Source organism: Rhodospirillales bacterium (genome assembly GCA_016872535.1).
Classification (GTDB): domain Bacteria; phylum Pseudomonadota; class Alphaproteobacteria; order Rhodospirillales; family 2-12-FULL-67-15; genus 2-12-FULL-67-15.
In genome coordinates this window covers 12953-32559 of record VGZQ01000034.1, presented here as the reverse complement: position 1 = coordinate 32559, position 19607 = coordinate 12953, and the positions used below count along the sequence as shown (strand labels likewise).

The 19607-nt window shown below is 62.0% G+C and carries 22 protein-coding genes and 2 tRNA genes; 8 read left to right on the top strand and 16 right to left on the bottom strand.

Going from position 1 to position 19607, the window contains the following annotated elements:
* Positions 1 to 1435, top strand: a 1435-nt coding sequence (locus tag FJ311_08530) for a hypothetical protein (protein MBM3951483.1), incomplete at its 5' end; no start/stop codon positions are given.
* A gap of 47 nt (positions 1436 to 1482) precedes the next feature.
* Here FJ311_08530 and FJ311_08525 read toward each other — a convergent pair.
* The 11 genes from FJ311_08525 to FJ311_08475 form a co-directional block, all read right to left on the bottom strand.
* Positions 1483 to 1558: transfer RNA gene (locus FJ311_08525), tRNA-Phe, on the bottom strand.
* Positions 1559 to 1669: 111 nt separating this feature from the next.
* Complete coding sequence (gene yacG / locus FJ311_08520; GenBank protein ID MBM3951482.1) at positions 1670 to 1879, bottom strand: DNA gyrase inhibitor YacG; 210 nt, start codon at positions 1877 to 1879, stop codon at positions 1670 to 1672.
* Complete coding sequence (locus tag FJ311_08515) at positions 1876 to 2793, bottom strand: hypothetical protein (protein ID MBM3951481.1); 918 nt, start codon at positions 2791 to 2793, stop codon at positions 1876 to 1878. The genes yacG and FJ311_08515 overlap by 4 nt, the downstream gene beginning before the upstream one ends.
* Positions 2790 to 3407, bottom strand: coding sequence for a septum formation protein Maf (gene maf, locus FJ311_08510; protein MBM3951480.1), 618 nt, complete (start codon positions 3405 to 3407; stop codon positions 2790 to 2792). Before maf ends, FJ311_08515 begins: the two co-directional genes overlap by 4 nt.
* A gap of 24 nt (positions 3408 to 3431) precedes the next feature.
* Positions 3432 to 3650, bottom strand: a complete 219-nt coding sequence (infA, locus tag FJ311_08505; protein ID MBM3951479.1) for a translation initiation factor IF-1 — start codon at positions 3648 to 3650, stop codon at positions 3432 to 3434.
* Between the two features lie 107 nt (positions 3651 to 3757).
* Entirely contained in the window at positions 3758 to 4201 is a 444-nt protein-coding gene (locus FJ311_08500; GenBank protein MBM3951478.1) for an arsenate reductase ArsC, read from the bottom strand.
* Positions 4202 to 4203: 2 nt separating this feature from the next.
* Entirely contained in the window at positions 4204 to 4674 is a 471-nt protein-coding gene (locus FJ311_08495; GenBank protein MBM3951477.1) for a UPF0262 family protein, read from the bottom strand.
* A gap of 13 nt (positions 4675 to 4687) precedes the next feature.
* Positions 4688 to 5989: a histidinol dehydrogenase gene (hisD, locus tag FJ311_08490; protein MBM3951476.1), complete on the bottom strand. Its 1302-nt coding sequence runs from the start codon at positions 5987 to 5989 to the stop codon at positions 4688 to 4690.
* Positions 5976 to 6650 carry an ATP phosphoribosyltransferase gene (locus tag FJ311_08485; GenBank protein ID MBM3951475.1) on the bottom strand — a complete coding sequence of 225 codons (675 nt, stop codon included), beginning with the start codon at positions 6648 to 6650 and terminating at the stop codon, positions 5976 to 5978. The genes hisD and FJ311_08485 overlap by 14 nt, the downstream gene beginning before the upstream one ends.
* A gap of 95 nt (positions 6651 to 6745) precedes the next feature.
* Positions 6746 to 8029, bottom strand: a complete 1284-nt coding sequence (gene murA, locus FJ311_08480; GenBank protein ID MBM3951474.1) for a UDP-N-acetylglucosamine 1-carboxyvinyltransferase — start codon at positions 8027 to 8029, stop codon at positions 6746 to 6748.
* 76 nt (positions 8030 to 8105) lie between these two features.
* Positions 8106 to 8291 carry a hypothetical protein gene (locus FJ311_08475; GenBank protein MBM3951473.1) on the bottom strand — a complete coding sequence of 62 codons (186 nt, stop codon included), beginning with the start codon at positions 8289 to 8291 and terminating at the stop codon, positions 8106 to 8108.
* A 119-nt stretch (positions 8292 to 8410) separates the two neighbouring features.
* Here FJ311_08475 and FJ311_08470 point away from each other — a divergent pair.
* The 3 genes from FJ311_08470 (at position 8411) to FJ311_08460 (ending at position 11168) form a co-directional block, all read left to right on the top strand.
* Positions 8411 to 8485 (top strand) — tRNA-Thr (locus FJ311_08470).
* Positions 8486 to 8761: 276 nt separating this feature from the next.
* Positions 8762 to 10561, top strand: a complete 1800-nt coding sequence (locus tag FJ311_08465) for a DUF4435 domain-containing protein (protein ID MBM3951472.1) — start codon at positions 8762 to 8764, stop codon at positions 10559 to 10561.
* 28 nt (positions 10562 to 10589) lie between these two features.
* Entirely contained in the window at positions 10590 to 11168 is a 579-nt protein-coding gene (locus FJ311_08460; GenBank protein MBM3951471.1) for a hypothetical protein, read from the top strand.
* 105 nt (positions 11169 to 11273) lie between these two features.
* On the opposite strand, the gene FJ311_08455 is transcribed toward FJ311_08460, so the two are convergent.
* Both FJ311_08455 and FJ311_08450 read right to left on the bottom strand, forming a co-directional pair.
* Positions 11274 to 12143 (bottom strand): IS1595 family transposase, encoded by an 870-nt coding sequence (locus FJ311_08455; protein MBM3951470.1) that lies wholly within the window; start codon positions 12141 to 12143, stop codon positions 11274 to 11276.
* Positions 12144 to 12658: 515 nt separating this feature from the next.
* The gene (locus FJ311_08450) at positions 12659 to 13831 is read right to left on the bottom strand and encodes a HupE/UreJ family protein (GenBank protein MBM3951469.1); all 1173 of its coding nucleotides are present in this window, start codon (positions 13829 to 13831) and stop codon (positions 12659 to 12661) included.
* Here FJ311_08450 and FJ311_08445 point away from each other — a divergent pair.
* Entirely contained in the window at positions 13662 to 14705 is a 1044-nt protein-coding gene (locus FJ311_08445) for a DUF4198 domain-containing protein (GenBank protein ID MBM3951468.1), read from the top strand. The two genes, FJ311_08450 and FJ311_08445, sit on opposite strands and share 170 nt — an antisense overlap.
* Positions 14706 to 14748: 43 nt before the next feature.
* Here FJ311_08445 and FJ311_08440 read toward each other — a convergent pair whose 3' ends face one another.
* Together FJ311_08440 and FJ311_08435 are read right to left on the bottom strand one after the other, a co-directional pair.
* Complete coding sequence (locus tag FJ311_08440) at positions 14749 to 16026, bottom strand: MFS transporter (GenBank protein ID MBM3951467.1); 1278 nt, start codon at positions 16024 to 16026, stop codon at positions 14749 to 14751.
* Positions 16023 to 16964, bottom strand: coding sequence for a DMT family transporter (locus FJ311_08435; GenBank protein MBM3951466.1), 942 nt, complete (start codon positions 16962 to 16964; stop codon positions 16023 to 16025). The genes FJ311_08440 and FJ311_08435 overlap by 4 nt, the downstream gene beginning before the upstream one ends.
* Between FJ311_08435 and FJ311_08430 the strand changes: the two genes are divergently transcribed.
* From FJ311_08430 to FJ311_08420, 3 genes are all read left to right on the top strand, one after another.
* The gene (locus tag FJ311_08430; protein ID MBM3951465.1) at positions 16963 to 17775 is read left to right on the top strand and encodes an N-formylglutamate amidohydrolase; all 813 of its coding nucleotides are present in this window, start codon (positions 16963 to 16965) and stop codon (positions 17773 to 17775) included. The two genes, FJ311_08435 and FJ311_08430, sit on opposite strands and share 2 nt — an antisense overlap.
* A gap of 83 nt (positions 17776 to 17858) precedes the next feature.
* Complete coding sequence (locus FJ311_08425; GenBank protein ID MBM3951464.1) at positions 17859 to 18101, top strand: DUF2312 domain-containing protein; 243 nt, start codon at positions 17859 to 17861, stop codon at positions 18099 to 18101.
* 22 nt (positions 18102 to 18123) lie between these two features.
* Positions 18124 to 18387: a hypothetical protein gene (locus FJ311_08420; GenBank protein ID MBM3951463.1), complete on the top strand. Its 264-nt coding sequence runs from the start codon at positions 18124 to 18126 to the stop codon at positions 18385 to 18387.
* Here FJ311_08420 and FJ311_08415 read toward each other — a convergent pair.
* Positions 18365 to 19603: an MFS transporter gene (locus FJ311_08415; protein ID MBM3951462.1), complete on the bottom strand. Its 1239-nt coding sequence runs from the start codon at positions 19601 to 19603 to the stop codon at positions 18365 to 18367. The two genes, FJ311_08420 and FJ311_08415, sit on opposite strands and share 23 nt — an antisense overlap.
* Between the last annotated feature and the right edge of the window lie 4 nt (positions 19604 to 19607).

Sequence of the window (19607 nt, the reverse complement as noted above, 5' to 3'; positions counted from 1 at the left end):
GTTCGTCGATCTCAAACGCTATGACGAAGCCATCACTCACTACGAAAAAGCTATCCAACTCAACCCCGATATGGATTTTTTATTTGGCGACTATCTTCACGCCAGAATGAAAGTATGCAGCTGGGATCTCGTGGAGGAGAGCATCAACATGTGCGTCAACAAAATCGCAGGGCTTAACCCGGTCATAAGGCCTTTCCCTTTATTAAGCCTAATAGACGATCCGTCGGTGCATAAGCTCTGTTCCCAAATTTACATCCGAACGAAGCATCCAATGGATTCGGATCGCGAACCTTATAAAATTGGAGATGCCGGAGAAAAAATCAGAATCGGATACTACTCGGCGGATTTTCATAACCATCCGATAAGCTATTTGACGGCCCAACTGTTTGAAGAACACGACAGGCACAGATTTGAGATACACGGATTTTCCTTCGGACCAAATACGGCGGACGAAATGAGACGGAGAATCTCATCGGCGCTCCATGAGTTTCATGACGTAAGCTATATGGGCGATTCGGACATCGTAAAGCTATCAAGAAATCTCGGCATTGATATCGCCGTGGATCTAACCGGCTTCACTCAAAATTCCAGAACCCGAATCTTCGCGCGCAGATGCGCCCCCATTCAAGTCAATTTTCTTGGACATGCCGGGACAATGGGAGCCGAGTATATTGATTATGTAATTACCGACAAAATCGTAACACCCGTTGAAAGTCAGTCCGATTTCACAGAAAAATTCGTACGAATGCCGCACAGCTATCTGGTCAATGATTCAAAGAGAAAAATTTCCGAAAAAGTCTTTAGCAAAAAAGAGCTGGGACTTCCCGGCAACGGTTTCACATTTTGCTGCTTTAACAACAATTACAAAATTCTTCCGACGATATTCGATATTTGGATGAGAATACTTGGGGCCATCGATGGAAGCGTACTTTGGTTATACGAAGACAACCCTTCGGCTTCGAAAAATCTTAGGAAAGAAGCCGAACGCAGAAAGATTGACGGCGACCGACTGATTTTTGCCAAATACATGCCCCCGGACGAACATTTGGCGCGCCTGAAACAAGCCGACCTTTTCCTGGACACGCTTCCTTACAATGCCCACGCGACCGCGAGCGACGCCTTGCGGATGGGGCTCCCTCTATTGACTTGCCTGGGAAAATCGTTTGCCGGCCGTGTGGCCGCCAGCCTGCTCCATGCGCTCGATCTGCCGGAACTTATTGCCGACTCATTGGATAATTATGAACGAATGGCCATAGAATTGGCCGTAAACCCGGAAAAGCTAGCCACAATCAAAAATAAGTTGGATCGGAAGAGATTGGGCGCCCCTCTCTTTGACGGAAAACTTTTTGCTGAACATATTGAAAAAGCCTACCGGAAAATGTTCGACCGCCACCGCGCAGGCTTGCCGCCGGATATGATTGATGTGGTCGAGTAATATCGGTTGGTCCGCTCCCACTTTCCGCGCTGGAGCGTCCGGAAAAATGGTGCCCAGGGACGGAATTGAACCGCCGACACTGCGATTTTCAGTCGCATGCTCTACCAACTGAGCTACCTGGGCTTGGGCCCGAAGGAATTCTCGGGCGAAGGTTCGGCGCTTATAGAAGAAATGCGTTGCCCTGTAAAGGCGGGCGGGGCACCCTATGATCCCGCAATCGTTTGATTATAAAAGCTAATCGCCGTCCTTGTCATTGGGCTCGGCCGCCGGAGTGCCGGATTTTTCGCCTTCCGGAATCCGGTAGCGCTCGCCCAACCAATGGCCGAGGTCGAGGTCGGCGCAACGCTTCGAGCAGAACGGGCGGTGACCCGGATCGGCCGGTTTGCCGCACATGGGGCACGGCCGCTCGGGGCGTAGCGGAACGACTTTGCCGGGCTCGGTCATGAGCGGCGCAACCGTCGGCTTCGGATCAGTTCGGCTAGGCCGAATCGAGTGAACCCGCCAACCGCGACTTCGGCCGAATCCGCCCCGCACGCTTGTTTGAGGGCGGCGAGCACGCGGGCGCGGTGGGCGCGGGCGCGCATAGGCACGAAGCCGACGACGATAAGGCCGGTCAGGTCGCGCAAGCGCAACTGACGGGCGACTTCGGCGGCGGCTTCGATATTGACCCGGAGCGCGGTGTCCTCGAACGAACGGCCGGTGACGTCCTCGCCGGTGTCCACGTCGATCGCGGTCAACGCCGCGGTGCGAGCGACGTTGACCCGCCCGCCCGAGGGCAGCCGCACCCAATCCTCCAGCAGTTCCGCCAGCCGGTCGGCGACGCCGTCGGTCTCGAGGGCGGAACTCTCGCGCGTATGCAGGAGATGAGGCAAAAGATCGGGGCGGTTTTCGCGGCAGAATTCCCTGAGTTTTCCGAATGCGCCCATGTCGTCGACCACGATCCGCCCGACCGGGCCTTGCCAATCGCGCAAGGTGCGCGCGGCCAGCGCCGGTTCGTGGTGGAGACGCCTCGGCGGATGCATGCCGGTGATTTCCCAATCGCCCGGCGCGCGAGCCAGCTTCGGCCCCTTGCCGCCTTCGGCATCGCGGACGATTTCGACCACGATTGTCTCGCCTTCGTTCAAACGCTGGCCATCGAGGGGAAGAAAGCCGGGCTTGGCCCCGCCGAGATCGACGAATGCCGCGTCCAGTGCCGGCACCACCTTTGTCACCCGCCCGAGATGAACGTTGCCGACCTCGCTCGGGTCGTCTTCGCGCTCGGCGTGGGCCTCGACCGGCTCGCCGTCGCGGACGACGACGACGCGGGTTTCCTCCGCGCCGACCGCGATCAGCAGATCGGGAGGCTTACCGCCGTTCATGGGGACTCCTTCGGCGCGATGCCCGCCGCGCGCAGCAGCGCCACGGTTTCGAACAGCGGCAGGCCGACCACGTTGGAATATGAACCCCTGATCCAGCGCGCGAACGCCGCCGCGCGGCCCTGAATGGCATACCCCCCGGCGACGCCCCGCCATTCCTCGATGCGCAAGTAATCCTCGATTTCACGCGCCTCCAGCCGTTTGAAGGCGATATGGGTTTCGACCACGCGCGCGCGCATGCGGCCGTCCGCACCCAGCACGGCAACCCCGCCGTACACCCGATGGCGCCGCCCGGAAAGCAACCTGAGGCCCGCGCGCGCTTCCGCCTCGTTTGCCGGCACCGGAATCACGCGCCGCCCAAGGGCGACCACCGTGTCGGCCGCCAGCACAACGGCCGGGCCGTCGGACTGGGCGCCGGACTGGGCGCCGATCTTGCGCGCTTTCTCTTCGGCGAGACGCAGGGCGAGCGCCCGCGGCAATTCGCCCCGGCGCGGCGTTTCCTCCACATCGGCGGGAATTTGGGCGTCGGGCGCGAAGCCGACTTGGGCCAGCAGAGCGAGCCGGCGCGGACTTCGGGAGGCGAGGATCAGGCGCGCAGGGTGGGCGTGCGGGGTCATGGCCGTTCGTCCCACCCCGGGGCGTCACTTGAAGCGGAAAGTGATGCGGCCCTTGGTCAAATCATACGGGGTCATCTCGACGTTGACCCGGTCGCCGGCGAGAACGCGGATGCGGTGCTTGCGCATCCGACCGGCCGTGTGGGCGAGAATGACGTGATTGTTGTCCAGCTTGACGCGGAACATCGCGTTGGGCAGCAGCTCGGTCACCGTGCCCTGAAATTCGAGTACGTCTTCTTTCGCCATCCAGTCCTCTAATTACCGGCCTCGGGTTCGCCGTGTGGTTCCCGTCCTCGGGGAATTCGGACAATCGCCGCCGGTCCGGCTTCCGTCAAGCTTTTCCGCTCCCGGATTCACGTCCCGGCAACGCCCTCGGTGGGAAAACGGTCCTTGATGCGCCGGTACAACTCGTCGCGCACCCGGCGGTAGGCGTCGAGCCGCGCCTCGCGGCTACCTTCGACCATGGACGGATCGAAGGTGTTCCAGAATTCGACCTCGCACGCCATGGTACGGGTCATTTCCATCGCCTTGTGCTGGGCCTCGGGCGAGAGCGAGATGATCAGGTCGAAGGACGAATCCTCGAGCTGGGCGAAGGATTTCGACCGATGCCGAGCGAGGTCGATGCCGATCTCCTCCATCACCGCGACCGCAAAACCGTCGATCTCGCCCCGGCGCGCGCCGACCGAATCGACGAAGATGCGCTTGCCGTGCAGGTGCTTGAGGATGGCTTCGGCCATCGGCGAACGGATCGAGTTCATCGTGCACGCGAACAACACCGCCGAGGGAAGTTCGCGCATCGCTACGCCTTGATGTGCAGCACGCACAGCAGCGTGAACAGGCGGCGCGCGGTGCCGCTATCGACCGCAACCTTGTCGGCGAGACGCTCGCGCAGCAGCTCGGCGCCCTCGTTGTGCAGGCCGCGACGGCCCATGTCGATCGCCTCGATCCTGGAGGGCGTCGCGGTCTTGATCGCGGCGAAATAGCTTTCGCAGAGCGTGAAATAATCCTTGACGATCATCTTGAACGGCGCAAGCGGCATCGCGAAGCGGAGCAATTCCGCGCCTTGCACGTCGCGCACGTCGAAGGCGAGCCGGTTTTCTTCGACCCCGAGGCGCAGCTGATACGGCCCCTCGAATCCGGCGATGGCGAAGCTGTTTTCCTCGATCAAGTCGTAGATCGCCACTTTCCGCTCGTGCTCGATCTGCGGGCTGCGCCGGACCAGGCCCCGCTCGTCGAGCTCGATCTTGACGATGCGCTGCGTGTCCGACACGGCCGGCCCGCCGTCAGCGCTCCGGGCGGCGGTTGAGCCGCACCGCGAGCGAGAGCGCGTGCGCGTCCAAACCTTCCGCGCGGGCGAGCGCAATGGCCGCGGGCCCGAGCGCGGCGAGCCCGTCCGCGCCGCACGCGATCAACGAGGTGCGCTTCAGGAAATCGAGCACGCCGAGACCGGAAGAAAAGCGCGCGCTGCGCGCCGTCGGCAGCACGTGGTTGGGCCCGGCGATGTAGTCGCCGAGCGCCTCCGGCGTGAAGCGGCCGAGGAAGATGGCGCCGGCGTTGCGCACCTTGGCCGCCAGCGCCTCCGGATTCTCGGTCGCGATCGCCAAGTGCTCGGGCGCGAGCCGGTCGATCAGCGGCACGGCGTCGGCCAGCCGTTCCACCAGGATGATGGCGCCGAAAGTATCCCAGCTTGCGCGCGCCACGTCGGCGCGCGGCAGGGTCTTGAGATGGCCCTCGACCGCGCGCGCGACCGCGTCGGCGAAGGCGGCGTCTTCGGCGATCAGGATCGCCTGGGCGGCGGTGTCATGTTCGGCCTGGGCCAGCAGATCGGCCGCGATCCAGGCGGGATCATTGGCGGCATCCGCCACCACCAGGATCTCGGACGGCCCCGCGATCATGTCGATGCCGACCTGGCCGAAGACCTGGCGCTTGGCGGCGGCGACGTAGGCGTTGCCGGGCCCGACGATCTTGTCGACCGGGGCGATGGTGGGAGTGCCATACGCGAGCGCGGCGACGGCCTGTGCGCCGCCGACGCGATAGATTTCATCGACACCGGCGATTTCGGCCGCCGCCAGCACCAGCGGGTTGAGTTCGCCCTTGGGCGCGGGTACCACCATCACCACGCGCGCCACGCCCGCGACCTTGGCCGGAATCGCGTTCATCAGTACCGACGACGGATAGGCCGCGGTCCCGCCCGGCACGTAGATGCCGACCGCCGCGACCGGTGTCCAGCGCGCGCCCAGCGTCAGCCCGGCCGGGTCCTTGACCTCGAGGTCGGCGGGCATCTGGCGGCGGTGGAAATCCTCGATGCGGCGCGCGGCAAGGCGCAGCGCCTCCACCGTGTCCGACGCGCACGCGCCGCGCGCGCGGGCGATTTCGTCCGCCGTGATACGCAACGTCTTCGGCGTCGGTTCGTGCCCGTCGAAGCGGCGGGTGAATTCGATCAGCGCGGCGTCGCCCCGATCGCGCACCTCGGCGACGATGGCGGCGACGGCCGCGTCCACGTCGGCCGCCGTTTCGCGCTTGGCCGCGAGCAGCCGGGCGAAGCGTCGGGCGAAATCGGGCGCGCGCGCGTCAAGCCGTTCCATTGAGCGCCTTCCGGAAACGGTCGATCCAACCGCCGATTTCCTCGGGGCGGGTCTTCCACGCGGTGCGGTTGACGGCGAGCTTGGAGGTGACGTCCATGATCCGTTCGACCTCGACCAGGCCGTTGGCCTTGAGGGTTTCGCCGGTGGCGACCAGATCGACGATGCGCCGGCTGAGCCCGAGCGAGGGGGCAAGCTCCATTGCGCCGCTGAGCCGGATGCATTCCGCCTGCACGCCGCGCCTGGCGAAGTGACGCTGGGTGAGCGAAGGATACTTGGTCGCGACCGAAACCGAACTCCAGGTCGAAGGGTCGTCGGTGCCCGCCATGTCGGCGGGTTCGGCCACCACCAGGCGGCACTTGCCGATGCCCAGGTCGAGCGGGGCGTAGATTTCCGGGTAGTCGAATTCGGCCAGCACGTCGCCGCCGATAACCCCGAGTTGCGCGCCGCCGAAGGCGACGAAGGTGGCGACGTCGAACGAGCGCACGCGCACGATGTCCAGCTCCGGCCGGTTGGTGGCGAAGCGCAGTTGGCGCGCGTCCTCGTCGGCGAAGGCGGGCTCGGGCTCGATCCCCGCCTTGCGCACGAGCGGCATCGCCTCGGCGAGAATTCGCCCCTTGGGCAACGCGAGCACAAGTTTTTCGTTCGCCGGTACGGTCGGCATGGGGTCGCTCCGGGCCGAGGCCCTGAATCGCCAAGGCTTCTCAATCGATTGACGGATGGCGCTATATAGCGGCTTTCCGGGGCCAGGGCGAGGGGTTAGCCGCGCACCCGCTCGATCGCCGCGCCGAGGCGCGCGAGCTTGTCCTCGATCCGCTCATAGCCGCGGTCGATATGGTAAACGCGGTTGACCACGGTGTCGCCCTCGGCGGCGAGCGCCGCCAGAACGAGCGAAACCGAGGCGCGGAGATCGGTCGCCATTACCTCGGCGCCCGAGAGCCGTTCGACGCCGCGCACGATGGCCGAAGCCCCGTGCACGTTGATGTCCGCGCCCATGCGGCACAGTTCCGGCACGTGCATGAAGCGGTTTTCGAAGATGGTCTCGGTGATCATGGATGCGCCGCGCGCGGTCGCCATCAGGGCCATGAACTGCGCCTGCATGTCGGTGGGAAAGCCGGGATAGGGATCGGTCATCACGTCGACGCCGCGCGCGCGACCGTTGCCGCTGACGCGCACGCCGCCCGCGATCGCCTCCACGCCCGTGCCGGCGGCCCGCAGCGCGGTCGCCACCGATTCCATCAGATCGAGCCGCGCGCCTTCGAGCGTCACTTCGCCGCCGGTGACCGCGGCGGCGACGGCATAGGTACCGCTTTCGATCCGGTCGGGCAGGATGGTATGGGTCGCGGGCCCGAGGCGCGCGACACCCTCGATGGTGAGGGTGTCGGTGCCGAGACCGTCGATCTTCGCCCCCATGGCGATCAGGCAGCGGGCGAGGTCGGTCACTTCCGGCTCGCGCGCGGCGTTGGCGAGCACGGTGGTGCCGCGCGCCAGGGTTGCCGCCATCAGCAGGTTTTCGGTGCCGCCGACGGTGACTTTGGGAAAGACGACGCGCGCGCCGGCGAGCCCCTTGGGCGCGCGCGCCTCGATGTAGCCGCCGGTCAATTCGATCTCGGCGCCGAGCGCGGCCAGCGCCTGAAGGTGAATATCGACCGGCCGGGTGCCGATGGCGCAGCCGCCCGGCAGCGACACCCGCGCGGAACCCGTGCGCGCCAGCAACGGACCGAGCACCACCACCGAGGCGCGCATCTTGCGCACCAGATCGTAGGGCGCAGTCGAGTCGGCAATATTCCGCGCGGCGAGCACCATGGTGCACTTGTCCGCGCCGCCGTTCGCGCCCGCGCCGGGGGTCGTTTCGACCCCGAGCGCGCGCAGCAGATGCGCCATGGTGGCGATGTCGGCGAGCTGCGGCAGGTTGCCGAGCGTGAGCGGCGCGTCGGTCAGCAGCGTCGCCGCCATCAACGGTAGCGCCGCGTTTTTGGCCCCGCCGATGGCGATCGCGCCCTTGAGCGGTCCCTGGCGGCCGGAGATGCGAATCTTGTCCATGATCGAGTAGGTGCCGGAGGGCTTTGTAGTCGGCGTGGCGGGCGGCGTCCAAGAAAAACATCCCGGACAAGCGAAATCAGCCGTTCCGCTTGTCGTCCTTGTCGCTCTCGGCCCGCTCGGCGCGGGCGCGGGCCTGCGCCTTACGCCGCGCCAAGTTGGCGCGCAGCGCCCGGGCCAGCCGGACCTGTTTATCTTGGCGGCCTTCGCCGCCGGGGCGCGTCGCGCATGGCTTACGTTCCGAATCGCCGCTTTTTTTCGTCATTTTGGTTCCCGGAGACATGGTGGAAACGGACCGGGTCGCGGTCAAGAGTTGCCTTGCCCCGGCCCCGCCCCCCGTGGCATGTTCGGGCCGCTTTTCCAAGGTTTTGACCTCCTGGAACCGCCGCCGTAGCTCAGTGGTAGAGCACACCCTTGGTAAGGGTGGGGTCGAGTGTTCAATTCACTCCGGCGGCACCATTTTTCAAGGGGTTAGAGCGCCCCCTTATCTCCCATTCAAAATCCCCACCCAATCCCCACAGCTGCATCTTGATGCAGGCTGGCGTTTGGAGCCGCGCTAGACCTAAGATCATCCGGCTCAAATCCGCTAAACTTTATTTCCCCCCTCCAAGGGGGCGAGGCCTCTTTCTTCTTGAGGGAAGAGACTTAAAGACTTTCTACAAATTCTTATACCTTTGATAAAGTTTTACAAACTTCAACAACTTGCCGCCATGAAAGTGGCTCGCCAGACGTCCGATGAAAATCAAGAATCTCAGAATTCAAAATTTTCGAGGGATTAGAGATGTTGACTTAAAAAACATCGGATCCATGGTCATCATTGCTGGGCAGAATGGCTCCGGTAAATCATGCATTTTTGATGCTCTTCGCCTTCTGAAATCTGTCTATGGCGGCTATCAACATAATGAATGGCAGCAGTGGCTCGGAGAGTTTCAGATTGATAACTCCACTCCTTCTCGTGACCTTAGAACTTTGTTTAATGATCCAACTAAGGAATTAAGAGTCGCGTGTGATTTTTCCTTATCAGACGACGAACGCAGGTACCTACGCTCCAATGCTAATGAAGTACTAAGGGAAGCTGTCTGGAAGAGTACCGTTCCTGATGCGTATCAATGGGGGGGTACGCAAATGAATTCCCTCTCTCCTCAATACAGGCAGCGCGAACAAGAGGTGCTGGCCAAAGTTTCTCAATTCTTCCCTCGATTCATGCAGGAACTTGAGGCAGACACTCTTCATGGAGAATTTTTTATTCCACCAGGCACTGGATTGCATGTCGCAGAAGCAATGGCACTCTCAGCAATTTTTATGATTTACAGACCCAAAGATATTGGAGTTTTTGAATTTCATGGAGCACAGAGGCATTATAATAGAGAAAACATTCAAAATATTAATCTGAATCTAAGCGCTACCGAACAAAGGAATAGCCAAAGTGCGCTTTATAATCTTGCCAATAAATACAATAACGTCAAATCAGAGATGGCTGCGAGCTATGTAAAAATAATTCTTGCTGAGAAAGCTGGCGTTTCTTCCGATCAGCAAAAGAATCTAACTAATACTCTAAAGGAGCTGTTCTCTACTTTTTTCCCTGACAAAGAATTCTTAGGGCCCCAAGCTACAGCCGATGGCGCTCTTACTTTTCAGGTTAAAACATCTTCGGGAAGCTATCATGACCTTGATGAGTTGAGCGCTGGAGAAAAAGAGATTCTTTATGGATATCTTCGTGTTAGAAACAATGCGCCAAAGCGTTCTATTATTTTGATGGATGAGCCAGAGCTGCATCTGAATCCTCGCTTGATACGAGGGTTGCCGCAATTTTATCACAAGAATCTTGGTGAGGCGCTTGATAACCAACTATGGTTAGTCACGCACTCAGATGCGCTTCTCCGTGAAGTTGTCGGAAATAAGAATTACAACGTTTATCATATGCTTTCATGTGGCAATACGCCTGCTGGCGAGAGCCAACTTAAGCCTTTATCCATTGCAGCAGATCTTGATCGCGCCCTTATCGACTTAGTTGGCGACCTCGCTGCATATCATCCCGGGGGCAAAGTTATAATATTTGAAGGCGGTGGAGACACTGACTTTGACCAAAAAGTTGTCGCTACTTTATTCCCCCAATTACAGGGAAAAGCGAACCTAATCTCGGGTAGCAACAAGATGCGTGTGCGAGCGCTTCATGAAACGCTTGATCGCGCTTCCAGAGATGGGGCGCTTCCATTCCAATTCTATGCTGTAACGGATAAAGATAGCGACCCTTCCGCTTCGTCCTCCGCTTCTGTGAACGTATTCACTTGGGATGCTTATCACATCGAGAACTACTTTCTTGATCCGAGCATCATAAGAAAAGTTCTTAACTCTATTAATTTTACTTCGGCCACCTCAGAAGAGGTCATTCTTAATGATCTAAAAGAATGTGCAAGGGAGACTATTCCGGAGATGGTTAGGCATGACCTATCTGAATTTGCGAATAATTCTCTGATTTACGCTATTAATACTACGGGATTATCCCTTTTGCACCCGTATCAACCGGGGGTATAATCGGTCCCGATAAGGAACGGGAGATTCTATGGCCAGCGGAATTGTGGCCATTATATCAGCCGTCTTGGGGTTGGTGGCGGCTGTGACTGGGCACGGCGTCGCCACAAATACCAAAAAGCGCATTTATTATAGTGCGTCTGTCTTTCTATTCATTATTGCAATCGTTTCGGCTTACGACCAAGCGCGAGGTTGGGATTTAGACTCTCGTCAGAAAAATATCATCAGGGATTACGCATGTAAAATCATACAGCCGTTTCCGCTATACGTTTTTGATATGCGCGGCGACCAAGAAAGCAGTCTTTTTGCGATGAACTTAAGAGATGCTTTTCCGAAAGATTGTGGTTGGTCCGTTGGCTATGTGGTTGGCGACTTCATGCTGCGGCAGGACAAAACCGGGGTTGAGGTCGTTTGGGCTCCTGCCGAACACAATAACGAAAACTTTCGGTGGATGGACCATGAGTTAACGCGGTTGATGTCGAAGATTGGTCTTTGCCCAAAACTTGGCACTCATATTCTACTGGATGGCTCTCCCGCAAAGGTCGGGGTAGTGATCGGGCGGCGGCCGAATCTATGGGAGCATCTTAAATGTCTCGCGGCAAACATCTAAGCCTTGAAGAAGCTCGGCAGACCGGCCGCATTGACCGATTTGCGAAAGAGCACCCATCGAAGGAAACGCAACCGGGGCGGTTTGATGCGCTTCTAGACGCCATGACTAGAAGCTCGCCAGAAGCCGGTCGAACATCAGGGCCGGAACCTTCCGCATGTTATACCGATACTCGAACTCGCCGAGGTACTTCGAAAGATGCTTAGGCGAAACGTGAACATGGGTTCCCCGGATCGACCGCTTGAGGATTGCCCAGAAACTTTCGATGGTGTTCACATGGGTATCGCCCCGCGCGTATTCCTTCTGCCCGTGGTTGATCATACGATGGTCGTAGCCGATCTTGCCGAGGATGCGATACGGGTGCCATTCGTCGGTGCTGATGCGCGTTCCGGCCTTGATGCGCTGGAAGATCGGCGGAATGAGGGACTTGCGGGAAGCGTCGGGGATAACCTTGGTAAACACCTCGCCCCCGCGTTCCAGGATGCCCATGACCACTGCCTTGTTCGCTCCGCGTCCGGTAATACCCATCTTCCGTCCGCCCTTCACGCGACCGCCGATATAAGCCTCGTCCACTTCGACATGGCCAGTCAGAGGCGGATCGCCATCCACCTTCGCCATGTACTTGCGGATTTCATGGCCCATGCGCCACGCCGTTTTGTAGGTGACGGAAAGCTGGCGCTGCAATTCCTTGGCCGGGACGCCATGCCGCGACGTGGTGAACAGGTAGATCGCGTAGTACCACTTCTGCAAAGCGGTATGCGACTTGGCGAACGGCGTGCCGACCATCGGATAAATCTCGTAGCCGCACCACGCGCACTCGTAAGCCGGATGGCGCTTGATGCGGTGAAACTTCCCGTTCTTGCCGCACTTAGGGCAATCAAGCGTCTGGCCGAAGCGGGTGCGGAACAGGTGTTCCAGGCACGTATCGTCGTCCGGGAAACGCTTGAAAAAGTCTTGCACATTCATGGGCTTAGTCATGGCCGTATCCTCCATTCCTAGGATACTAGCCCACCCTGTTACGGGTGTAAAGGGGATAATCCCGTAATACTAAAACGGAGCCTCATAATGAAAACGTATCAGGTCTTATGAGACAGGCTGTGGAGCGTTCTTTTAACAGACTTTCTGAGCTTGTCAGTACCAGCCTTAGCCATCATGAACTCTCTAAGCTCGAACAAGCGTATAGAGATAAATACAGCGCAAGTATCTTGGATAACACATGGGTAAAAATTTTCAGAGGGAGGGACATATTAAGTCGTTTTGTGAGCAAGAAGGGCTTGCAACTGACTTATCAGGTTTTCCGCAATTTATTGCTCGACCGTATGAGGGCCGATGGGGTTCAGCCGCCAGGCATGAAATCGATCATTGAGAGAATTCTTGCTCATTAATGTTAATTGTGTATGAGCGCGAGTCGATTTTTGAGTTCCTTGGTAAGGGTGGGGTCGAGTGTTCAATTCACTCCGGCGGCACCAGCGCCCCCATCAAGACATCCGACGCTAGCCCCACACGCGTTCGAAACACCACCACGCGCCGACCAACGCGACCACGACGGACGCCGGCATCGTCACAAAACGCCGGTACCACGCTTTATGGCCGAACCACAGGCCGGCGACCAGATAGCAGATCGCGATCACCGCGAGCTGGCCCAATTCGACGCCGATATTGAACGCGATCAATCCGGTCACGAAATGGTCCGTGGCGAGGCCGAACTCCTTGAGGACCCCGGCGAACCCCAGACCATGCAGCAAACCGAAACCGAACACGACGACCGGCCGCCAGCGATGGAGCTTGCTCGTGAGAACGTTCTCCACGCCGACGTAAACGATCGACGCGGCGATCAACGGCTCGACGATCGCCGGCGAAATGGCGACGATGCCGAGCATGCCGAGCGCCAGCGTCATCGTGTGCGCGACGGTGAAGCTGGTCACCTGCCACAGCAGCGGCCCCAGGCGCGGCGAAAGCAGAAAGAGCCCAACCACGAACAATATGTGATCGAGGCCCAAAGGAAGAATGTGCTGGAAACCGACGACGACGTACTCGGCGAAGACGTCGGTTGCGGCTTGCTTCGGCGCGAAGACGATCGGAAACGGCGGGCTTGGCGTTCCACCCTTCAAATAGGCGGACTGGACGACCTCTCCGGGTTTACCGTCGGGGCCGGGGGCCGCGCGCAGGCGAATCGCGACCGGGCCGAAGGACTCCTTCCACGACAAAACCAGGGCGTCCGCGGCGGCCGGGACGTCTCCTCCCAGGACGACGGTCGACTGGCGCGCCAGATCGAGATCGCCGACCGGCGGGACGTCCAGGCTCAGCACCGCTGACGGAAGCCGGGTGTTTCCGGCAAAGACGGAAACCGCCTGGACGAATTCTTCCCGTTTGGCCGCGAACGCCGCACCGAGAGCGTCCGGCGGCAAGGCGCGCAATCGGTCATAAGCTATGGAGACCGGCGAATCCTTGGTATCGCGATGCAGCGGGTCGACGCCGGCCAGGAACGCCTCGAGATTGAGTCGTACGGAGACTCGATACGTCCCACCTTCGAAAAACAGCTCCGCGATGGCGGGCCGTAACTCATGCGCTGAAGCGCGAATCGGTCCCACGAACACGCCCAAAAGAAAAACGATGCCGGCAACGACGGCGACGCGGCGCGCGCTTTCCGAAAGGCATGTCCGCATGGTACTTTTCATTTCGAGCGGCATATTAGCCGCACCGAAGCGCGTTGCAAGGTTGGGCATGGTCCGGAAGTCGTTGACGGCGTTGGTCGTTCTGTCGCTCGCCGCGCCGGCGGCGGCGCACGAGGTTTGGATCGAGCCGCTTGTTTTTCGCGCGGTGCCTTCCGAACGGATCGCTGCCCACATCAAAAACGGCCAATATTTCAAAGGCAATCAGTTTCCCTACATCCCCGCCGAAACCGTCATGGCGGGCATCGTGGACGCGAAGGGAAAACGGCCGCTGACAGGGGCTGCGGGAGACGAACCCGCCATCGACGAAAAGGTTCGCACGCCGGGCCTTCAAGTCCTGTTCTACGAGTCGGTGCCGGAGCGCCTGGTCTTCGCCGAAGCCGGTAAATTTCGGGATTATCTGTTCGAGAAGGGTCTCGATCACATTTGGCGGTCCCATCAGGCGCGCGGCCTGGGGGAAACCGGGTTTACGGAAGTCTATACCCGGTGCGCAAAGGCGCTGGTATTGCGCGGGAGCGGGAAAAAGGCGGACCGGCAGGATGCGCCGAGCGGCATGCCGTTGGAGTGGGTCGCGAAAGCGGATCCGTTCGCTTTATCTCCGGGGGCCAATGCCGTCCTTCCCGTGCAATTGTTGTGGCGGGGCAAACCGTTGGCCCAGGCGCAGGCGACAATCTTTCGCCGCGATAGTACTGACGCCGTTCAAACCGTGAAGCTGCATACCGACGCGAACGGAATTGTTCTGGTTCCGGTCGTGTCGAATGGCAGCTACCTGATCGATTCCGTCCACATGATTCCCTCGACGGCGGAACCCGACGTCCCATGGCGCAGCTACTGGGCCTCGCTGACGTTCCGGATCGGGCCCGATTGAACGCCGGAACCTCCCAAGGTCCGCTTGGCATCATTCCCCGACGTCACTGCCTTCCGACGGCGCGCGTCTCGCGCGCGCAAACGGCCAGGACCACCCCGAGCGTCCCGGTCGCGACGAACGAGAGAAACGCGAATCGAAAGGCCTCGGCCGAATAAACCCGGGCGCCCTCGACCAGCCGGCCATCCCAGGCAAGGTCGAGAAGAGCGCCCACCACGGGCTGCAACACCGCGCCGGGGGCAACGGTGAAGGCGTTGACGAAGGCGAGCGCCGGGCCGACGGCGCGCGGAACGATCGCCTTGACCGCCATGTAAACGAGCGGCAAGCCGCTGCAAGCGACGCCATTGACGAACAGAAGCGCTTGCACGACCGGCAACGGCACCTCGGGGAGGTAGACGAGCGCGGCGAAGCTCGCGAGCGCGAGCACATTGGCGGCCAGCAGTTGCTCCCGCCAGCGCCCCAACCGGTCCGCAAGCCACCCGTGCAGCGGCGCGCCCACCGCCCAGCCGACGAGAACGATCGAAACGGTCGCGGCCGCCGCCGGGCGCGCCAGGCCGTACCCCTCCATGAAGTAGGGCACCGCCCACAGGCCGGCGAAGGCGAGCAGCGGTGCGCTCATGGCGAAGCCGGCGAAGGCGAGCAGCCAATATCTCGGGTTCGCCAGCACGGCGCCGAAACCGGCGAGGCCCGAGGCCGCTCCGCCGGCGGACGCCGGGGGCACGGCCGCACCGGGGCGACCGCCGGCCGCGAGCGCGACGACAACGGCAAAAATGAACGCCACCGCCCCGACCGCGAAGCTCGTCGTCCGCCAGCCGAACGCCGCGACCGCGGCCGCGAGCGGCGCCTGGCCGACGATCCCGCCCAGCATGCCGCAGGTGACCGTCAAGCCGCTCGCCAATGCGAACCGGTTCGCGGGCAGCCACAGGGTCGCGATCTTGAGGGTGGAGACGAAAGCGACGCCGACGCCGGCGCCGATCAAGAATCGCCCGACCAGGGCGGCCGCGAGCGATGGCGCCGCGCCGAACAAAATACACCCCGCCCCGCACAGGGTCGCGCCGCCCGCAAGGACCGCGCGCGGCCCCAGGCGTTCGAGCAGGATGCCGCCCGGAATCTGGACCGCGATGTAGCTGTAGAAATAGAGCGCCGACAGATTGCCGACCATCGCCGCGCCGATGGCGAAGTCGCGCATCAGGTCCGGAATCATCACGCTCGGCCCCACGCGATGGACGTAGTTGTACGCGAAGTAGGCCGCACCGAAAGCCCACATCAGCCAGCCGCGCCAGGCGGGGGGCGGAGGATCGGCCTTGTCCGAACCCGACATCATGGCTCCTTCGCCGCCCGGCTGCCCTTGCGCGCGAGCGCGATTCCGAAAAGAACGCCGAGCCCACCCAGGCCCTGCATCGCGCCCAGCGATTCGCCGAACAGGATCCAGGCGAGCGCCGCCGCCAGCACCGGCTGGAGCAACAGGCCGACCGAAGAGAACGCCGCCGGCAGGTGCGCCAGGGCGTAGGCGATCAACCCGGTGCCGATCACCTGCGAAACGAGCGCGAGGGCGATGAGATCGAGCCAGCCGAGCGCGCTCGTGGGCAGGATCGCCTCGCCGGACACGAGCGCCGCCGGCCACAACAGGATCGCGCTCGCCAGCGTCGCCCAGAACATCACCGTGCGGGTCGAGAGCCGGGCGCGCAGACGACCGACGGCCAGGATATAGCTCGCGTAAAAGACCGCGGTCAGCACGCCCAAAAGATCGCCCCGGAACGTCGCCGGCGACAGCGTCAGGCTATCGCCCATGAGAATCCCCGCACCCCCCATCGCAAGCGCGAGGCCGAATAAAAAGAGCCGGCTGAACCGTTCCCGGAACAGGAGGAATGCGCCCAAGGTCACGAACAGCGGAGCGACATTGGCGAGCAGTGTCGCGTTGGCGACCGAGGTGAACATGATCGACAAGTGCCAGGCGCCGAGGTCGCCCGCGAACAGCGCTCCGGCCAAGGCGAGGATCGCGAAATCGCGGCGCGTCAACCGAGCCTTGTGTGCGGGCATGCCCGCCGCCGCTCCATAATGGAGCCAGATATAAAGCGCCGGAACCGCGAGCGCGCAGCGCCAGAACGCCGTCGCGGTCGGTCCCGTTTCACTTAGACGAACAAAGATCGGCGAAAACGCGATACACGCCGCGCCCGCGAGTAGCAGGACGAGAGCCAGGCGGCCCTTGTCCGCGTTCCCCGTTCCCGCGCCGGTGACGATCCTGTATAGAGTTCCGATCATGAGTTCTTCGTCGCGGTCCCCGGCCCCCGCTCCCCTGCTCCGGCCGGACGAGCCGCCCCCCTTCGAGGTCCTGAATCCGGACGGCCGCGCGCCGATCCTGCTGGTTTGCGACCATGCCAGCAACCGGATTCCTAAGGCGCTCGGCACCCTCGGGCTCGACGAGGTGGCGCTCGGCCTTCACGTCGCCTCCGATATCGGCGCCGAGATCATGACTCGCACGATGTCCGCTCGCCTCGATGCCCCCGCCGTGCTTGCCAATTATTCGCGCCTGGTGATCGACCTTAACCGTCCGCCGGAGCATCCGACCTCGATCGTGGAAACAAGCGACGACATCGCCGTGCCCGGCAACCGCGCGCTTGACAGGGACGCGCGCGAATCCCGTCTCGCGGCGCTGTTTCGGCCCTACCATGAGGCGGTGGCCGAACGGATCGCGGCCGTGAAGCGGCGCGGAGTCCCGCCGATGGTGCTCGCGGTCCACTCGTTCACCCCCCGCCTCGGCGGCGAAGACCGGCGCTGGCAGGCGGGGATTCTCTGGAACCGGGATGGAAGGCTCGCGCGCGCGCTGATCGATCGACTCTCGGCGCTGGGCGACATCGTGGTCGGCGACAACGAGCCCTATTCCGGCCGCACGCTCTTTTACACCCTCGATGTCCACGCGGGCGCGGCCGGGTTGGCCCACGCCGGCATCGAGGTGCGCCAGGACCTGGTCATGGAACCGGAAGCCGCGCACGCCTGGGGCGAGCGACTCGCGGACGTGGTCGAAAAGCTGATCGGCCGCGCCGATCTGCACCGCATCGAGTCTTTCGGCTGAATCTTTCCTGTGGACAAGTGCCGCCCCGGCTTGTGCCGTTGCGGGGGCGCGGCTATGGTCGCGCGCGCAACGGGGAGAACATCATGACATCGGTGCGAGGCGTGTCCGCCGAAAGGCTGAGATCGTTCGTCGAGCGGATCGAGCGGCTGGAAGAGGAAAAAGCCGCGCTCGCCGGCGACATCCGCGAGGTCTATTCCGAGGCCAAGGGCGCCGGGTTCGACGTCAAGGTCATGCGCCAGGTGATGCGCCTGCGCAAGCTCGACAAAAGCGCGCGCGACGAGCAGGAAGCGGTGCTCGAAACCTACCTCCGCGCCCTCGGGATGTGACGAGCCCGGAGCGGAGCGCCCGATGGACTACGTCATCGGCGCCGTCCTGATCGCCGACGTCTACGCCCTGGTCTATTACCGGCTGTTGGTGCGCCATTTCCTGGAGCACGACGACGGCGTCAAGGAAACCGGCTTCCCCTCGCTGCTCGCGCCGCCGCCGCTCAAGATCGCGTCGCCCTTGGCGCGCAAATACGCCCGGCGCTATTACGCCGCTCTTGCCGTGCTCGTCCTTTGCTTCGCGGCCATAGCGTGGCGAACGGATTTCAAGACCCTGATGGCCGGATAGGCACGTCGCCTTCTTCCTTGGGCACGAACAGGGTCAGCACGTTCGCGGCGAGCACCGAGGCGGCGAGGAAATAGAACACCGAAATCAGTCCGTAGAGATCGGCGAGCGCGCCGCCGATCAGCGGCATCAATGCCGCCAAACCCGATTGGGCGCCGAACACCAGGCTGGTGACCGAGCCGCCCAGTTCCTTCGGCGCCATGTCCATCATCCAGCCGTGGATCACCGGGCGCAGCGCGTACATGAAAAAGCCGAGAAACGCGACGCCCGCGACGTAAAGCGGGATCGAGGTGACGAAGGTGAGCCCGGCGATGATGACCGTGGTGGCACCAAGGCCCATCAGCACGATCGGGCGCCGACCGACCCGGTCGGACAGCGCGCCCGCGATCGGCGCGGCGATAATGCCGCCGATCTGCAGCACGGCGAGTGTCAGTCCCATCCAGAACGGACCAACTTTCAGATCGTGGGTAAGGTAGAGCGGCAGGAACGCCAGCAGCCCGTACTGGGTCATGCTGCGGAATCCCGACAGCAGGGCCAAAAGCCAGATGGCGCGGCGCTTGAGCAGCGCGGCCATCCCGGCGAGATATTGGCGCACGCCCCCGGTGTCCACGTGCGGCGCCGGTTGGGTCGCGTGCGAGCGGTTGAGCAGGAAGAAGATCAACGCGGCCGAGAGCAAAACCGGGATCGCGTTGAAGAACGACGTTGTCTTCCAGCTCAAGGCGGCGAGCATCGCACCGGCGGCAAACGGCCCGAGCGCGTCGCCCAAGTTCGCCCCGAGCGAATGGATGGCGAGCGCATAGCCGCGCCGGGCCGGATAGACCAGCGACAGGTACGAAATCGCCGCCGGGTGCCACAGCATGTTGGTGATGCCGATCACCGCGATCGCGGCGGCGAGCGCGACCGACGACTCCGCCACCACGAATGCGGCGAGCCCGAGCGCGCCGACCACCAGCGCCACCGCCTGGAACAACACGCGCCGTCCGGTGACGTCGACGACGATGCCCGACGGCAGGTTGGCCGCCGCCGAGCTGACGTAGAAGACCGAGAGCAGGAATCCGACCTCGGTGTAGCTGAGGCCAAGGTCGGTGGCGATGAACGGCATCACGGTCAGCATCACCGCCGCGACCCAATGGGTGCCGCAATGGCCGAGCGAGGTCAGAACCATGGGGCCGGGCACGGCCAGCGCCGAAGCCGCAGTCGAGAATGCCGGAGTGGTCATGGCC

Bases quoted from the DNA above. Each gene is read 5' to 3' on its own strand.
- yacG (MBM3951482.1), bottom strand. From the start codon at position 1,879: ATGACCGAGCCCGGCAAAGTCGTTCCGCTACGCCCCGAGCGGCCGTGC.
- FJ311_08515 (MBM3951481.1), bottom strand. From the start codon at position 2,793: ATGAACGGCGGTAAGCCTCCCGATCTGCTGATCGCGGTCGGCGCGGAG.
- maf (MBM3951480.1), bottom strand. From the start codon at position 3,407: ATGACCCCGCACGCCCACCCTGCGCGCCTGATCCTCGCCTCCCGAAGT.
- infA (MBM3951479.1), bottom strand. From the start codon at position 3,650: ATGGCGAAAGAAGACGTACTCGAATTTCAGGGCACGGTGACCGAGCTG.
- FJ311_08500 (MBM3951478.1), bottom strand. From the start codon at position 4,201: ATGCGCGAACTTCCCTCGGCGGTGTTGTTCGCGTGCACGATGAACTCG.
- hisD (MBM3951476.1), bottom strand. From the start codon at position 5,989: ATGGAACGGCTTGACGCGCGCGCGCCCGATTTCGCCCGACGCTTCGCC.
- FJ311_08485 (MBM3951475.1), bottom strand. From the start codon at position 6,650: ATGCCGACCGTACCGGCGAACGAAAAACTTGTGCTCGCGTTGCCCAAG.
- murA (MBM3951474.1), bottom strand. From the start codon at position 8,029: ATGGACAAGATTCGCATCTCCGGCCGCCAGGGACCGCTCAAGGGCGCG.
- FJ311_08475 (MBM3951473.1), bottom strand. From the start codon at position 8,291: ATGACGAAAAAAAGCGGCGATTCGGAACGTAAGCCATGCGCGACGCGC.
- FJ311_08465 (MBM3951472.1), top strand. From the start codon at position 8,762: ATGAAAATCAAGAATCTCAGAATTCAAAATTTTCGAGGGATTAGAGAT.
- FJ311_08460 (MBM3951471.1), top strand. From the start codon at position 10,590: ATGGCCAGCGGAATTGTGGCCATTATATCAGCCGTCTTGGGGTTGGTG.
- FJ311_08455 (MBM3951470.1), bottom strand. From the start codon at position 12,143: ATGACTAAGCCCATGAATGTGCAAGACTTTTTCAAGCGTTTCCCGGAC.
- FJ311_08450 (MBM3951469.1), bottom strand. From the start codon at position 13,831: ATGCGGACATGCCTTTCGGAAAGCGCGCGCCGCGTCGCCGTCGTTGCC.
- FJ311_08440 (MBM3951467.1), bottom strand. From the start codon at position 16,026: ATGATGTCGGGTTCGGACAAGGCCGATCCTCCGCCCCCCGCCTGGCGC.
- FJ311_08430 (MBM3951465.1), top strand. From the start codon at position 16,963: ATGAGTTCTTCGTCGCGGTCCCCGGCCCCCGCTCCCCTGCTCCGGCCG.
- FJ311_08435 (MBM3951466.1), bottom strand. From the start codon at position 16,964: ATGATCGGAACTCTATACAGGATCGTCACCGGCGCGGGAACGGGGAAC.
- FJ311_08425 (MBM3951464.1), top strand. From the start codon at position 17,859: ATGACATCGGTGCGAGGCGTGTCCGCCGAAAGGCTGAGATCGTTCGTC.
- FJ311_08420 (MBM3951463.1), top strand. From the start codon at position 18,124: ATGGACTACGTCATCGGCGCCGTCCTGATCGCCGACGTCTACGCCCTG.
- FJ311_08415 (MBM3951462.1), bottom strand. From the start codon at position 19,603: ATGACCACTCCGGCATTCTCGACTGCGGCTTCGGCGCTGGCCGTGCCC.